Origin of the sequence: Halomonas sp. ND22Bw (genome assembly GCF_003011945.1) — a bacterium.
In the GTDB taxonomy this organism is placed as follows: Bacteria; Pseudomonadota; Gammaproteobacteria; order Pseudomonadales; family Halomonadaceae; genus Halomonas; species Halomonas halophila.
On record NZ_PXWD01000002.1, the window covers coordinates 411,355 to 426,246 of the forward strand.

Consider the following 14,892-nt stretch of genomic DNA (forward strand, 5'->3'; position numbering starts at 1 on the left):
TGACGGAGTGCCGGGCGGGGGTCGATGCGAAACGGATGGCGATGGCTGGCGCGGGCCCTGGGGCTCGCGCTGCTCGGCGGGATCGGGCTGAGCGTGCTGGCGGTGCTGATGTTCCGGGTGGTGCCGGTGGGCGGCTCCATGGTGATGCTCGAGCGCAAGGTACAGGCCTGGCGCGACGGCGATGCTCTGGAGATCCGCCAGGACTGGCGCCCGTGGAGCCAGCTGCCCGACAGCGCCAAGCTGGCGGTGATCGCCGCCGAAGACCAGCGCTTCCCCGAGCATCACGGCTTCGACCTGGTCGAGCTGCGCCGCGCCGTCGAGGCCAGCCTCAACGGCGGCGACCTGCGCGGCGCCAGCACCCTCAGCCAGCAGACCGCCAAGAACCTCTTCCTGTGGACCGGCCGCAGCTGGGTGCGCAAGGGCCTGGAGGCCTGGTTCACCCTGCTGATCGAGACGCTCTGGCCCAAGGAGCGCATTCTCGAGGTCTATCTCAATATCGCCGAGTGGGACGACGGGGTCTTCGGTCTCGAGGCCGCCTCCCGCCATTACTTCGGCGTAACGGCGTCGCGTCTGAGCAATGCCCAGGCCAGCCGGCTGGCCGCCATCCTGCCCAATCCCCGTGGCTGGAGTGCCTCGCGCCCCAGCGGCTACGTGTTGCAGCGCAGCGCCTGGATCCGCGGGCAGATGCGCAATCTCGGCGGTGCCGCCTACCTCGAGCGTCTCTGACGCGACACCGATTTCCCGGCGTGTCGCGATCGCGACGGGCGTGACGCTTTTGGAATTTTCCCGGTCGTTTCCAGGCGCCGGGGCCCGCAGGGCGGGGGATATGCTGCCGGCGTGACCATGCGCTACCACGGAGCCCCCCGCCATGACCCCTTCCGAGCTGCACCAGGACGCCATCGTTATCGATGGTCTCGTTATCGCCAAGTGGAACCGCGAGCTGTTCGAGGACATGCGCAAGGGCGGCCTGACCGCCGCCAACTGCACCGTGTCCGTCTGGGAAGGCTTCCAGGCCACCGTCGACAACATCGTCAAGACCGACGCCCTGATGGCCGAGTCCAGCGACCTGGTGCGTCCGGTGCGCACCACCGCGGATATCACCCGGGCCAAGGAAGAGGGCAAGACCGGCATCATCTACGGCTTCCAGAACGCCCATGCGTTCGAGGACCAGATCGGCTACGTCGAGATCTTCAAGAAGCTCGGCGTGGGCATCGTGCAGATGTGCTACAACACCCAGAACCTGGTCGGCACCGGCTGCTACGAGCGTGACGGCGGCCTGTCCGGCTTCGGCCGCGAGATCGTCGCCGAGATGAACCGCGTCGGCATCATGTGCGACCTCTCCCACGTCGGCGAGAACACCTCCCGCGAGGTGATCGAGGCGTCCGAGAAGCCGGTCTGCTACTCCCACTGCCTGCCGTCCGGCCTCAAGGAACACCCGCGCAACAAGTCCGACGAAGAGCTCAAGTTCATCGCCGACAACGGCGGCTTCGTCGGCGTGACCATGTTCACGCCCTTCCTCCGTGCCGGCGTCGACGCCACCGTCGACGACTACGTCGAGGCCATCGAGTACGTGATGAACATCGTCGGCGAGGATGCCATCGGCATCGGCACCGACTTCACTCAGGGTCACGACAAGCAGTTCTTCGAGTGGCTGACCCACGACAAGGGCTACGCCCGTCGCCTGACCAACTTCGGCAAGATCATCAACCCCGAGGGCATTCGCACCATCGGCGAATTCCCCAACCTCACCGAGGCGCTGCTGAAGCGCGGCCTGAGCGAGCGCCAGGTGCGCAAGATCATGGGTGAGAACTGGGTCAATGTCCTGAAGGACGTCTGGGGCGAGTGAGCCCTCCGCGCCGGGCCGTGGCCCGGCGCCATCCGTGAATGTCACTGCCGCTCGACGCCGCTTGCCAACAGCCAACAACGCCCGAAGCCGCTCCTGCGAGCCCATTGAAGCCCGATAATAATCAGCAAGATTCGAGGAATAAGATCGTGACCAAGATGGCCCCTGAACTGCCGATCGAAGTGGATGCCGATACCGGCATCTGGACCACCGACGCCCTGCCGATGCTGTACGTGCCGCGTCACTTCTTCATCAACAACCACGTCGCCGTGGAAGAGGCCCTGGGCGCCGAGAAGTACGCCGAGATCCTCTACGATGCCGGTTACAAGAGCGCCTGGCACTGGTGCGAGAAGGAGGCCGAATGCCACGGCCTAGAGGGCGTCGACGTCTTCGAACACTACATGAAGCGCCTCTCCCAGCGCGGTTGGGGGCTGTTCATCACCGAGGACATCGACCTCGACGCCGGTACCTGCCGCGTGCGCCTCGAGCACAGCGCCTTCGTCTATCAGATGGGCAAGGTCGGCCGGAAGATCGAATACATGTTCACCGGCTGGTTCGCCGGCGCCATGGACCAGATCCTCGCCGCCCGCGGCAGCGATCTGCGCACCGTCGCCGAGCAGACCCAGAGCGGCGCCGAAGAAGGCTGCGACGTCGGTTACTTCGTGACCCGTCCGATCGCCGACATCTCGAACAACGCGCAGGGCTGAGGAGGCATCACCAATGGCATTCGACGCGATCTTCCAGCCGATCGAGATCGGCAACCTCACCATTCGCAACCGCGTGGTCAGCACCGCCCACGCCGAGGTCTACGCGACCGACGGCGGCATGACCACCGACCGCTACGTCAAGTACTACGAAGAGAAGGCCAAGGGCGGCTGCGGCCTGTGCATCTGCGGTGGCTCCTCGGTGGTCTCCATCGACAGCCCGCAGGCCTGGTGGAGCTCGGTGAACCTGGCCACCGACCGCATCATTCCGCACTTCCAGAATCTGGCCGACGCCGTGCACAAGCACGGCGGCAAGATCATGATCCAGATCACCCACATGGGTCGTCGCTCGCGCTGGGACGGCTTCAACTGGTCGACCCTGCTGTCGCCGTCCGGCATCCGCGAGCCGGTGCACCGCTCCACCTGCAAGACCATCGAGGAGGAGGAGATCTGGCGCATCATCGGTGACTTCGCCCAGGCCGCACGCCGGGCGAAGGAAGGCGGCCTGGACGGCGTCGAGCTGTCCGCCGTGCACCAGCACCTGATCGACCAGTTCTGGAGCCCGCGCGTCAACAAGCGGACCGACCAGTGGGGCGGCAGCTTCGAGAACCGCATGCGCTTCGGCATGGAAGTGCTCAAGGCCGTGCGCGCCGAGGTCGGCGACGACTTCGTGGTCGGCATGCGCATCTGCGGCGACGAGTTCCATCCGGACGGCCTGTCGCACGACGACATGAAGCAGATCGCCGCCTACTACGATGCCACCGGGCAGGTGGACTTCTTCGGCGTGGTCGGCTCGGGCTGCGACACCCACGACACCCTGGCCAACGTCATCCCCAACATGTCCTTCCCGCCGGAGCCGTTCCTGCATCTGGCGGCGGGCATCAAGGAAGTGGTCTCCAAGCCGGTGATCCACGCCCAGAACATCAAGGACCCGAACCAGGCCAGCCGCATCCTCGAGGGTGGCTACGTGGACCTGGTGGGCATGACCCGCGCGCATATCGCCGATCCGCACCTGATCACCAAGATCAAGATGGATCAGGTCGACCAGATCAAGCAGTGCGTCGGCGCCAACTACTGCATCGACCGCCAGTACCAGGGCCTGGACGTGCTGTGCATCCAGAACGCCGCGACCTCCCGCGAGTACATGGGCCTGCCGCACATCATCGAGCCGACCGAGGGCAAGAAGCGCAAGGTCGTCGTGGTCGGTGGTGGCCCCGGCGGCATGGAAGCGGCCCGCGTGGCCGCCGAGCGTGGCCATGACGTGACCCTGTTCGAGGCCTCCGAGGCCATCGGCGGGCAGATCACCACCGCCGCCAAGGCCCCGCAGCGCGACCAGATCGCCGGCATCACCCGCTGGTACCAGCTCGAGCTGGCCCGCCTCAACGTCGACCAGCGCCTCGGCACCTATGCCGACGAGGCCACCATCAAGGACCTCAAGGCCGACATCGTGGTGCTGGCCACCGGCGGTCAGCCGTACCTGGACCAATACCCCGAGTGGGGCTACTCCGAGAATCCCGAGGAGAGCCTGGTCGTCAGCACCTGGGACGTGCTCAACGGCAAGGTCGAGCCGGGCAAGAACGTGCTGATCTACGACGCCCTGTGCGAGTTCGCCGGCATGTCCGCGGCCGACTACCTGGCCGACAAGGGCGCCAAGGTCGAGATCGTCACCGACGACATCAAGCCCGGCGCGGCGGTCGGCGGCACCACCTTCCCGACCTACTACCGCAGCCTCTACGAGAAGGAGGTGATCATGACCTCCGACCTGATGCTGCATAAGGTCTATCGCGAGGGCGATTCCCTGGTCGCGGTGCTCGAGAACGAGTACACCGGCCAGCAGGAAGAGCGCGTGGTCGACCAGATCGTGGTCGAGAACGGCGTGCGTCCGGACGAGGACCTCTACTACGCGCTCAAGCAGGAGTCGCGCAACAAGGGCCAGGTGGATCTCGAGGCGCTGTACGACATCAAGCCGCAGCCCTGCCTGAGCGAGGACGGCGACGGCTTCCTGCTGTTCCGTCTGGGCGACTGCACCGCGCCGCGTAACACCCATGCCGCGATCTACGACGCCCTGCGCCTCTGCAAGGACTTCTGACGGCGCCCGGGGAACCACGGAAGGGGAGGGCTCGGTGCAGGCTTCGCGGTCGCACCGGGCCTCGGTCGAACACCCTCGGTCACGGCGCGGAACGGCCCTCGGGCCCCCGCGCCGTTGTCGAGTCCTCCGCCGGTTGCCGGCCCGGGTTCCCCGCCCGTGTGGATCACTTCCGCTGACAGCTTAAAGCTACGGCTCTCGATATGAGGTGAGCGTCATGCTCGATATCCTATTGCCGATCCTGATCTTCGCCGCGCTGGGCCTGGCGGCGATCGGCGTCGTCCGGCGCGTGCGCCTGTGGCGCCAGGGGCGTCCCTCACCCGTGCCGCTGGTCAAGGGGCTGGCCTCCGTGCCGCGGCGCTACCTGGTCGACCTGCACCACGTGGTCGCCCGCGACAAGGTCATGTCCAACACCCACGTGGCCACCGCCGGCGGCTTCGTCGCCGCGGCGGTGCTGATGGTCCTGGTGCACGGCCTGGGCCTGGCCCAGGGCGTGCTCGGCTGGGTGCTGCTGGCCGCCAGTGCCACCATGTTCGTCGGCAGCTGCTTCGTGGCTCGTCGTCGTCGCAATCCCCCCGCGCGCCTGTCCAAGGGCCCGTGGATGCGCCTGCCCAAGAGCCTGATGGCCTTCTCGCTGAGCGTCTTCGCCATCACCCTGCCCGCCGTGGGCCTGCTGCCCGAGGACTTCGGCAGCTGGGTGCTGGCGCTGGCGCTGTCCGCCGTGCTGGTCTGGGGCCTGGGCGAGATGGTCTTCGGCATGGCCTGGGGCGGGCCGATGAAGCACGCCTTCGCCGGCGCCCTGCATCTGGCCTTCCACCGTCGCGCCGAGCGCTTCGGCGAGGGCAACCGTTCCACCGGCCTCAAGGCCCTGAACCTGGACGACGAGAACGCCACCCTGGGCGTCGAGACGCCCAGCGACTTCACCTGGAACCAGCTGCTCGGCTTCGACGCCTGCGTGCAGTGCGGCCGCTGCGAGGCCATGTGTCCGGCCTTCGCCGCCGGCCAGCCGCTCAATCCCAAGAAGCTGATCCAGGACATGGTCGTCGGCATGGCCGGCGGCAGCGATGCCAACTACGCCGGCAGCCCCTATCCGGGCCAGCCGGTGGGCGAGCATCAAGGCACGCCTCACGGCCCGATCGTGGCCCGCGAGGGCAAGGCCCTGGTTGATGCCGAGACCTTGTGGTCCTGCACCACCTGCCGCGCCTGCGTCGAGGAGTGCCCGATGATGATCGAGCACGTCGATGCCATCGTCGACATGCGGCGCTTCCTGACCCTCGAGCACGGCAATACCCCCAACAAGGGGCCCGAGGTGCTCGACAACCTGATCGCCACCGACAACCCGGGTGGCTTCGCCCCCGATGCCCGCATGCACTGGGCCGCCGACCTCGAGCTGCCGCTGATGGCGGATCGCGGCGAGGCCGAGGTGCTGCTGTGGCTGGGCGACGGCGCCTACGACATGCGCAACCAGCGCACCCTGCGCTCGCTGGTCAAGGTGCTGCGCGCCGCCGACGTCGACTTCGCGGTGCTCGGCAACGAGGAGCGCGACAGTGGCGACGTGGCCCGGCGCCTGGGCGACGAAGCGACCTTCCAGAGCCTGGCGAAGCGCAACATCGCCACCCTGTCGAAGTATCGCTTCCAGCGCATCGTCACCTGCGACCCGCACAGCTTCCACGTGCTCGGCAACGAGTACGGCGAGCTGGGTGGTCACTACGAGGTGCGTCACCACAGCACCTACATCGCCGAGCTGTTTGATGCCGGTCGCCTGCACTTCAAGCCCTGGAAGGGCGGCGGCGTGACCTATCACGATCCCTGCTACCTGGGCCGCTACAACGGTGAGTACGAGGCCCCGCGCAAGGTGCTCAAGGCGCTCGGCATCGAGGTCGCCGAGATGGAGCGCTCCGGCTTCCGCTCCCGCTGCTGCGGTGGTGGCGGCGGTGCGCCGATCACCGACATCCCCGGTGAGCGCCGGATTCCCGACATGCGCATGAACGACGTGGGCGAGACCGGCGCCGAGCTGGTGGCCGTGGGCTGCCCGCAGTGCACCGCGATGCTCGAGGGCGTGGTCGATGCCACCGCCGAGGTGCGTGACATCGCCGAACTGGTCGCCAACGCGCTGACCGAGGCGCCCGAGGCGTCCTCCGGCGCGGCCCAGCAATCATCGAATCGGCCCCAGGCCGTGGAGGTGGCGTGATGAGCGATATCGTCCGTCGCGATCCGCGCAAGGATTGGATCGCCCGTAACCGGCTGCACCCGCAGCATCTGGAAGTTCTGGCCGAGCTCGGCCAGGGCGCGGCCAGCGAGTGGATGGGGCCCGCGGGCATCGTCCGCAGGAACCCGCACGCCGTGGGCTTCATGGGCCCCAACGGCATCAAGCGCATCGACCGCAGCGGCGTCCAGCAGGGCGCCGGCGGTGGCGGGGCCGCCAAGTCGACCGCCCAGAGCAAGCCGCTGGTCGAGATCGAATCGCCGGCCTTTCTGGTGGCGGTGGTGCCGGACATGGCCGGCGGCCGTCTCTCCGGCCATGACCGTGACCTGCTGGGCCTGGCCCGGCAGCTGGCCGACGCCGACCCGGATGCCCGGGGTGCGGTGCTGGCGGTGGTCTACGGCGAGCACAAGGAAGACGGCTTCGGCGAAGCCGGCGTCGACCGCCTGCTGACCCTCGACGATCCCCGCTTCGACGGCTTCGCCCCGGAGGCCCGCCTCGGCGCGCTGCTGGCGGTGGAGGAGGCCTGGACGCCGCGCCACTGGCTGGTGCCGGACTCCAAGCTCGGCGGCGCCGACCTGGGCCGCCGCCTGGCGGCGCGGCTCGGCGAGCGCCCGGCCACCGGCGTATGGCAGCTCGAGCCCGACGCGACTGCCGAGCTGGGCTGGCAGTGCACCGCCCGCGGCGCGGCGGCCACCATCGACATCCAGCGGCCGCTGCCGCGCATCACCCTCGCGCTCGAGGAATGCGCCGAGCCGGTCGACGACAACCGTCACGCCGCCGAGGCGCTGAGCCTGCCCCGGGAGCTGCCGTCGCCGATCTCGCGCATCGAGGATCTGGGCCAGGTGCCGGTGGACCCGTCGGGCGTGGCGCTGGCCGAGGCCGAGTTCATCCTTTCCGCCGGCAACGGCATCCGCGACTGGGACGGCTTCCACACCGCCGCCGAGGTGCTCGGGGCGACCGAGGGCGCCTCTCGCGTGGCGGTCGACGACGGCTTCATGGCGCGCGACCGCCAGGTCGGGGCCACCGGTACCTGGGTCACCGCCCGGGTCTACGTGGCGGTCGGCATCAGCGGCGCCATCCAGCACCTGCAGGGGATCCAGACCTGCGACAAGGTGGTGGCGATCAACATGGACCCCGGCTGCGACATGATCAAGCGCGCCGATCTGGCGGTCATCGGCGATTCGGCCGAGGTACTCGGTTCGCTGGTGGCCATGGTCAAGCAGCAACGAGAGGAGAAGCGCGATGCGGCCTGAAGCCCAAGCCGATGCCTCGCTGGAGATCACCGTGCTGGTCTCCGTGGGGCGTCACCCCGTCACCGGTCGCGCGCGCCGCGCCGACCAGGACGCCCGGGCGGTGGAACTGGCCCGCGGCGTGGCCGACGCCAGTGTCCAGCTGCTGCACGCCGGCGGCAGGGAGGCGGACAGCGAGCCGGCCCTGCGCGGCTACCTGGGCATGGGCTTCGATGCCCTGACCCTGGTCGAGCAGCCCGAGGGCACCGACGTGCTGCCCGCGCTCGCCGAGGCGCTCGATGCGGCGCCGCCGCAGCTGGTGATCACCGGCGAGCGCGCCGAGCAGGGCGAAGGCTCCGGCCTGCTGCCCTACCTGCTCGCCGAGCGCCTGGGCTGGCCGGTGGTCAGCGGCCTGGCGGCGGTGGAGAGCGTCGAGAACGGCGTCGCGACCCTGCTGCAGGCGCTGCCGCGCGGCCAGCGTCGCCGGCTCAAGGTGCGCCTGCCGGCCATCGTCACGGTCGATGGCGCGGCCCCGGCGCCGCGTCAGAGTGCCTACGGCCCGGCCCGTCGCGGCCACCTGGCCGCGGTGCCCGGCAGCGTGACCATGGACGAGGCCTGGGCGAGCTGGGAGACCCAGCCGGCCCGCAAGCGGCCCAAGCGCTTGAAGATCGTCAAGGCCGCCTCGGCCCGCGACCGCTTCAAGGCCGCGGCCGCCAAGGCCGAGGGCGGCGGTGGCCAGGTGCTCACCGACGTGACCGCGGAGGAAGGCGCGGAAGCGATCCTCAAGCTGCTGAAGGAAGAGGGCGTGCTGCGCTAGCCGCAGCGTCTCTCGCCTGGTACCAAAGCAAAAGCCCCGGTCATCGACCGGGGCTTTTTGCGTGGCGCGACGCGCGACTCAGATCTGCTGGCTGGCGCTGGTGAAGCCCATCAGCGAGATGTTCAGATCGCGGCGACTGCCGCGCGGATCGATCAGGCTCAGGGTGGCGTTGCTGCCGCCGCGCAGCTGCTGCATCAGCGACGGTTCCAGCGGCAGGTCGGCGCGGCAGCCCGGCTGGTCGCAGACCTGATAGGGGAAGGGCACGCCTTCGCCGCCGTCCACGCTCAGCTGCAGGCCCGGCGCCAGGCGCACGCCCAGCGGCAGCAGGAAGGTCATGATCGGCACCTCGGCCTGGGGCGGCTGGGCGATGATCACGCGCATCACCGGCTGGTCGTCGTCCGGGTTGGTGACCAGTTGGGTCATGCTGCACGGGCCGCTCTGGGCGTCGGTGGGGCAGCGCACTTCCCAGCTCTGGTACTGCTCGCTCTCGAAGTTGCCGCCCTGGCCGGACATGCTGGTCTGGGCGAGGGCCGAAGACGCCAGCGGCAGCAGGCACAGCAGGCCGATCAGGCCCGACACGAGTCGTTTGGACATTGGGGTTCTTTCTCCTGACGGTTGAGACGGTTTGACGCTCGTGGCCCCGGACGCCGAGCGGTGCCCGGGCATGGTGCTACCACCATGCCCGTAACCGGCGGCGAGGTCGAGCCCCCGCGGGGCCGCAACGGGGAAACGGGAAGCAGGAAGGCCGACGCCCCCGGCGGGAAGTCCCGGCCGGGGGCGTCGGTGTCGTTCAGCAAGGGCTCAGGCGGTCCGGGCGAGGCCCAGGGCGTGTTCCTCGCGCAGGCTCTTGACCAGCCCCACGGCCATCACCAGCAGCACCAGGGTGAAGGGCAGGCCGGTGGCCACGGCGCCGGCCTGGAGGGCGCCCAGGGCCTTGTCACCGCCGCCGTAGAGCAGCACGCCGGCGATCACGCCTTCCAGGGTGGCCCAGAACACCCGCTGGGTGCGCGGGGCGTCGACCTTGCCGCCGGCGGTGATGTTATCGATCACCAGCGAGCCCGAATCGGAGGAGGTGATGAAGAACACCAGCACCAGCACGATGGCCATGGTCGAGGTCAGGGTGGTCAGTGGCAGGTGCTCGAGCATCTGGAACATCGCCAGCGAGACCTCGCCGATGCCATCGGACAGCGCACCGACGCCGCCGGCGGCCTGGGCCAGGGCGTTGCCGCCGAAGGCGCTCATCCACACGATCGTCACCAGCGTCGGGACCAGCAGCACCGCCATCAGGAACTCGCGCACGGTGCGGCCGCGGGAGACGCGGGCGATGAACATGCCGACGAACGGCGACCAGGAGATCCACCAGGCCCAGTAGAACACCGTCCAGCCGTGGAACCAGGTGTCATCCTCGCGGCCGACCCAGTTGGACAGCGGTACCAGATGCGTCAGGTAGGCCGCGCTGGTGTCCCACAGGCCGTTGACGAACAGCATGGTGGAGCCGGTGATCACCACGAACAGCAGCAGCAGCAGGGCGATCACCATGTTGATGTTGGAAAACAGCTTGACCCCGCCGTCGATGCCGCGCCACACGGAGAACAGGGCCACGGCGGTGACCGCCACGATGATGGCGATCTGGGTGCCCAGGGTATTGGGCACGTCGAACAGGTAGTTGAGACCGCCGGCGGCCTGGGAGGCGCCGAAGCCCAGCGAGGTGGCCAGGCCGAAGATGGTGGCCAGTACCGCCAGGATATCCACCAGATGGCCGATCCAGCCGCGGGTGTGTTCGCCCAGCAGCGGCGTGAAGGCCGAGCGCAGGGTCAGCGGCAGGCCGCGGTTGTAGGCGAAGAAGGCCAGCGACAGGCCGACCACGCCGTAGATCGCCCAGGGGTGCAGGCCCCAGTGGAACATGGTGGCGCCCATGGCGGCGGTCGCGCCCTCCGGGGTCCGGGCGGCGGCGTTGAGCGGGGTGCCATACCAGTCGGTGTAGTAGGCGACCGGCTCGGCCACGCTCCAGAACATCAGGCCGATGCCCATGCCGGCGGCGAACAGCATGCTGAACCAGGACACCAGCGAGTGATCGGGGCGGGCGTCGGCCCCGCCCAGGCGGATCCGCCCCAGCGGCAGCACGATCAGCGCCAGGCACAGCACCACGAACACGTTGCCGGCGATCATGAACAGCCAGTCGAAGTGCTCGATGGCGAAGCCGCGCGCCGCGCCCAGCTGGGTGTTGGCGGCGTCGGGGTAGACCAGGGCGTAGAGAATGAAGCCGAGAATGGCCAGGGCGGAGAGGGGGAAGACGGGGTTGTGGAAATCCAGCCCCAGTAACTGCTTGTTGTCCTGTCCGGGCGACAGGACAGGATCGTCATCATGAGTCATGCGTATTCCTCGGTTGTTATTGTGTGCCGCTTCGGGCGGCGCCGATCATTCTTGTCGCCGAGGCGGGTCGAGGAGTGTCGTGAAAGCGACCTGCAGCTATGCGTCGACAGCATGTGGTCGAAGGGGGTCGCGGATGGATATGGCAAGGCCGCTCGCGGAGCGTTACGGCCATGCAGGAGGGGTAGGGTCGTGGTGACGGTCTTGTACCGTGAGTCCACAAAAACCATGAAGGAAGCCAGCCACATGAGTTCAAACAACCGCGGAGTCGTCTACAAGGGCCCGGGCGAGGTCGCCGTCGAGTCCATCGCCTACCCGGAACTCGCCCTCGGCAATCGCAAGTGCGAACACGGCGTGATCCTCAAGGTCGTCACCACCAACATCTGTGGCAGCGACCAGCACATGGTGCGCGGTCGTACCACCGCCCCGGAAGGCCTGGTGCTGGGTCACGAGATCACCGGCATCGTGGTCGAGTGCGGTCGCGACGTCGAATTCCTGAGCCCGGGCGACATGGTCTCGGTGCCGTTCAACATCGCCTGTGGCCGCTGCCGCAACTGCAAGTCCGGCCAGACCGGCATCTGCCTGAACGTCAACCCGTCACGCCCGGGCGCGGCCTACGGCTACGTCGACATGGGCGGCTGGGTCGGCGGCCAGACCGAATACGTCATGGTCCCCTACGCCGACTTCAATCTGCTGAAGTTCCCGGACGCCGACCAGGCCATGGAGAAGATCAAGGACCTGACGCTGCTGTCCGATATCTTCCCGACCGGCTTCCACGGCTGCGTCACCGCCGGCGTCGGCCCGGGCTCCACCGTCTACATCGCCGGTGCCGGTCCGGTCGGCCTGGCCGCCGCGGTCTCCGCCCAGCTGCTGGGTGCCGCCTGCGTCATCGTCGGCGACATGATCGAGGACCGTCTGGCCCAGGCCCGCAGCTTCGGTTGCGAGACCATCGACCTGACCGAAGACGGCGACATGGCCGACAAGATCGAGGTCATCCTCGGCGAGCGCGAGGTCGATGCCTTCGTCGACTGCGTCGGCTTCGAGGCCCACGCCTGCGGCTGCAACCACGGCCAGGAAGCCCCGGCCGCGGTGCTCAACTCCGCCATGTCGGTGACCCGCGCCGGCGGCCAGATCGGCATCCCCGGTCTGTACGTGACCGAGGACCCGGGCTCTGCCGACGCCGCCGCCCAGCAGGGCAGCCTGAGCATGCGCTTCGGCCTGGGCTGGGCCAAGTCGCACAGCTTCCACACCGGCCAGTGCCCGGTGATGAAGTATCACCGTCCGCTGATGCAGGCGATCCTGTTCGGCAAGGTGAACATCGCCGACGCGGTCAACGTGCAGATGATCACCCTGGACCAGGCGCCGCAGGGTTACGCCGACTTCGATGGCGGGGCGGCCAAGAAATTCGTCATCGACCCGCACGGCAGCGTGGCCGCCTGAGACGTTGCGGTATGAGAGGCCATCAGGCTCTCTTCATGACGGCGCCCTTCGGGGCGCCGTCATGCGTTGTAAGGGGCGTTGGTGAACCGTGGCGAGCGGTCTCGCCTGGGGGAGCGCCGGCATTGCGGGCGACCTCGCGCGGTGCCAATCTTGGGGCTAGCCGAAGATCAAGAACAGGAGGAATCCACCATGATGATCGTCGACCTGATCGACGGGGATGATTTCCGCGACCGTCTGGTGGCGTTGGACATTCATGTCCCCGAGGACGCCAGTCCGGAGACCTGCGCCCATCTGGCGCGGCTCAAGCATGACGAGGTAGGCGTGCCGGGGCTCGAGGCCCTGGTCCGCGAGCTGATGGCCCAGGCCGACGTGATGCTGCCCGCGGTGCGCGAGGCCATCGAGCAGCATCTGATGGAGCTGCCGAGCGGAGACGGCGAGTCGGCCTGAGGGCCGCGATGCCGCTCTCTCGAGTCGCCGAACGCACGCGCCCCGCCCGGATGTCCGGGCGGGGCGCGTGGGTGTCTGGTCGACGCGACGGCATTCGATGCAATGATGAAAAAGGACCCGCCGAGGCGGGTCCTTGCGATGTCGTGCTCGACCGGGGGCGAGATCAGCCGTTGGCGAGCTGCAGGTCGGGCTGGCTGTGGCCCAGGTTTTCCAGCATGCGCTCGCTGTACCAGTTGACGAAGTCGATGACACCGAACTCGTAGGTCTCGGAGTACGGACCCGGCTGGTAGCTCTTGGAGTTGATGCCGCGCTGGTTTTCTTCGGCCAGGCGACGGTCCTGGTCGTTGGTGGCGTCCCAGACCTTGCGCATCTGCTCCGGATCATAGTCGACGCCTTCCACGGCATCCTTGTGCACCAGCCACTTGGTGGTCACCACGGTACGCTGCGGGCCGAGCGGCATGACCCGGAAGACGATGGCGTGGTCGCCCATGAAGTGGTTCCAGGAGTTCGGCAGGTGCAGGATACGCAGCGAGCCCAGGTCGGCGCTCTGCAGGTGGCCCAGCAGCTTCTGGCAGGCGCGCTTGCCGTCCATGGTCATCGACTCGGCGCCGTCCAGCAGCGGGGTGCGGGTCAGGCGGTTGCGGCGATCCAGGCGGGTCAGCTTGTAGGGCACGCACTGGGCTTCCCAGTCGGCCTGCTTGCGGGCGACCAGCTCCTTGTAGGCCGGGGTGGCGCGGGGGTCGTCGGTGTCGTCGAACTCCTGCAGGGAGTTGAGCAGCTCCGGGTGCGCGCCGTTGCAGTGGTAGCACTCGCGGTTGTTCTCGAGCACCAGCTTCCAGTTGCACTGCTCGACGATGCTGGATTCCACGGCGACCTTGAGGTTTTCCATGTCGTAAGGCGCCAGGTAGTGGTCCAGCGTCTCGAGGAAACCGTCGATCTCCGGGGCCTCGTCGGCCAGGCTGACGAAGATGAAGCCGCCGCCGGTGCGCACGTGAACCGGCTTGAGGCCGTGATCGGCGAGGTTGAACTCCTGGCCCATCTCGGTGCCGGCGAACAGCAGGCGGCCGTCCAGCTCGTAGGTCCACTGGTGGTAGGGGCAGACCAGCTTGGCGACCTTGCCCTTGTCGGTCACGCACAGGCGCGAGCCGCGGTGGCGGCAGACGTTGTGGAAGGCGTGCACTTCACCGTCGTTGCCGCGCACGATCACCACCGGGTTGTCACCGACCTCCAGGGTCATGAAATTGCCCTTGGCGGGAATCTCGGAGGTCATGCCTGCGAACAGCCACTCCTTCTCGAAGATTTCCTGCATGTCGAGGGCGAACAGCCGCTCGTCGTTGTAGAACGGCTGCGGCAGCGAGTAGTTGTGCTGACGCTCCTTCAGCATCTCGGCGGTGGCCTCGCGTGCCGGGGCCAGGGGGTCATCCAGACGGGCAGGTGACAGTGAATCCATGGTGGGACGCTTCCTCATTGCTGGGCTGCTGTGACAGCCTCGGGATTGTTGAAATGCGGGCCAAGGTCTAGCGAATTCACGCCCCGGTGGGGCCGCGGCGGGTGAGGTGAGTTTGAAACAGCGTCTGGAGGGGGAGTTGTCCACTGACGACGCGTGGCGATGCAACAGCGACCAGGGGGTGTGATAAATGTCCTGCTGATGGACGTGAGGGGCATGACCATGTCGTTGACAGACAAGTGGGGGCGCGCGGGGGTGCGCAAAATTCTGCCAACGGCAGGCGGTGTCTCCGCCGTCGGACCG

12 protein-coding genes are annotated in these 14,892 nt (G+C 68.1%); 9 read left to right on the forward strand and 3 right to left on the reverse strand.

All coding sequences use genetic code 11. The annotated features are described in order from the left end of the window. The first annotated feature begins 24 nt into the window (after positions 1-24). The 7 genes from mtgA (at position 25) to CVH10_RS04835 (ending at position 8,885) form a co-directional block, all read left to right on the forward strand. Complete coding sequence (gene mtgA / locus CVH10_RS04805) at positions 25-726, forward strand: monofunctional biosynthetic peptidoglycan transglycosylase (protein ID WP_106487951.1); 702 nt, start codon at positions 25-27, stop codon at positions 724-726. A 142-nt stretch (positions 727-868) separates the two neighbouring features. After that, positions 869-1,846 carry a dipeptidase gene (locus tag CVH10_RS04810; protein ID WP_035597939.1) on the forward strand — a complete coding sequence of 326 codons (978 nt, stop codon included), beginning with the start codon at positions 869-871 and terminating at the stop codon, positions 1,844-1,846. Positions 1,847-1,992: 146 nt separating this feature from the next. After that, complete coding sequence (locus CVH10_RS04815; RefSeq protein WP_106487952.1) at positions 1,993-2,550, forward strand: DUF5943 domain-containing protein; 558 nt, start codon at positions 1,993-1,995, stop codon at positions 2,548-2,550. A gap of 13 nt (positions 2,551-2,563) precedes the next feature. Further along, positions 2,564-4,636 carry a dimethylglycine demethylation protein DgcA gene (gene dgcA, locus CVH10_RS04820; protein ID WP_106487953.1) on the forward strand — a complete coding sequence of 691 codons (2,073 nt, stop codon included), beginning with the start codon at positions 2,564-2,566 and terminating at the stop codon, positions 4,634-4,636. Between the two features lie 214 nt (positions 4,637-4,850). Then, positions 4,851-6,824: a (Fe-S)-binding protein gene (locus CVH10_RS04825; protein ID WP_106487954.1), complete on the forward strand. Its 1,974-nt coding sequence runs from the start codon at positions 4,851-4,853 to the stop codon at positions 6,822-6,824. Beyond that, entirely contained in the window at positions 6,824-8,092 is a 1,269-nt protein-coding gene (locus CVH10_RS04830; protein WP_106487955.1) for an electron transfer flavoprotein subunit alpha/FixB family protein, read from the forward strand. The genes CVH10_RS04825 and CVH10_RS04830 overlap by 1 nt, the downstream gene beginning before the upstream one ends. Beyond that, entirely contained in the window at positions 8,082-8,885 is an 804-nt protein-coding gene (locus CVH10_RS04835) for an electron transfer flavoprotein subunit beta (protein ID WP_106487956.1), read from the forward strand. Before CVH10_RS04830 ends, CVH10_RS04835 begins: the two co-directional genes overlap by 11 nt. Positions 8,886-8,963: 78 nt before the next feature. On the opposite strand, the gene CVH10_RS04840 is transcribed toward CVH10_RS04835, so the two are convergent. Both CVH10_RS04840 and CVH10_RS04845 read right to left on the reverse strand, forming a co-directional pair. Next, a complete protein-coding gene (locus tag CVH10_RS04840; protein ID WP_046078189.1) occupies positions 8,964-9,479 on the reverse strand; it encodes an invasion associated locus B family protein in 516 nt (171 codons plus the stop codon). Positions 9,480-9,686: 207 nt separating this feature from the next. Further along, positions 9,687-11,258, reverse strand: a complete 1,572-nt coding sequence (locus CVH10_RS04845; protein WP_106487957.1) for a BCCT family transporter — start codon at positions 11,256-11,258, stop codon at positions 9,687-9,689. 243 nt (positions 11,259-11,501) lie between these two features. Between CVH10_RS04845 and fdhA the strand changes: the two genes are divergently transcribed. Continuing rightward, entirely contained in the window at positions 11,502-12,695 is a 1,194-nt protein-coding gene (gene fdhA / locus CVH10_RS04850; RefSeq protein ID WP_016853735.1) for a formaldehyde dehydrogenase, glutathione-independent, read from the forward strand. A gap of 189 nt (positions 12,696-12,884) precedes the next feature. Beyond that, positions 12,885-13,142, forward strand: coding sequence for a hypothetical protein (locus CVH10_RS04855; RefSeq protein WP_035597956.1), 258 nt, complete (start codon positions 12,885-12,887; stop codon positions 13,140-13,142). Between the two features lie 163 nt (positions 13,143-13,305). Here CVH10_RS04855 and CVH10_RS04860 read toward each other — a convergent pair whose 3' ends face one another. Next, positions 13,306-14,592, reverse strand: coding sequence for an aromatic ring-hydroxylating dioxygenase subunit alpha (locus tag CVH10_RS04860; RefSeq protein WP_035597959.1), 1,287 nt, complete (start codon positions 14,590-14,592; stop codon positions 13,306-13,308). Positions 14,593-14,892: the final 300 nt, after the last annotated feature.

Coding starts and splice junctions, on each gene's coding strand:
- CVH10_RS04810 (WP_035597939.1), top strand. CDS start 869: ATGACCCCTTCCGAGCTGCACCAGGACGCCATCGTTATCGATGGTCTC.
- fdhA (WP_016853735.1), top strand. CDS start 11,502: ATGAGTTCAAACAACCGCGGAGTCGTCTACAAGGGCCCGGGCGAGGTC.
- CVH10_RS04835 (WP_106487956.1), top strand. CDS start 8,082: ATGCGGCCTGAAGCCCAAGCCGATGCCTCGCTGGAGATCACCGTGCTG.
- mtgA (WP_106487951.1), top strand. CDS start 25: ATGCGAAACGGATGGCGATGGCTGGCGCGGGCCCTGGGGCTCGCGCTG.
- CVH10_RS04860 (WP_035597959.1), bottom strand. CDS start 14,592: ATGGATTCACTGTCACCTGCCCGTCTGGATGACCCCCTGGCCCCGGCA.
- dgcA (WP_106487953.1), top strand. CDS start 2,564: ATGGCATTCGACGCGATCTTCCAGCCGATCGAGATCGGCAACCTCACC.
- CVH10_RS04830 (WP_106487955.1), top strand. CDS start 6,824: ATGAGCGATATCGTCCGTCGCGATCCGCGCAAGGATTGGATCGCCCGT.
- CVH10_RS04825 (WP_106487954.1), top strand. CDS start 4,851: ATGCTCGATATCCTATTGCCGATCCTGATCTTCGCCGCGCTGGGCCTG.
- CVH10_RS04840 (WP_046078189.1), bottom strand. CDS start 9,479: ATGTCCAAACGACTCGTGTCGGGCCTGATCGGCCTGCTGTGCCTGCTG.
- CVH10_RS04855 (WP_035597956.1), top strand. CDS start 12,885: ATGATGATCGTCGACCTGATCGACGGGGATGATTTCCGCGACCGTCTG.
- CVH10_RS04845 (WP_106487957.1), bottom strand. CDS start 11,258: ATGACTCATGATGACGATCCTGTCCTGTCGCCCGGACAGGACAACAAG.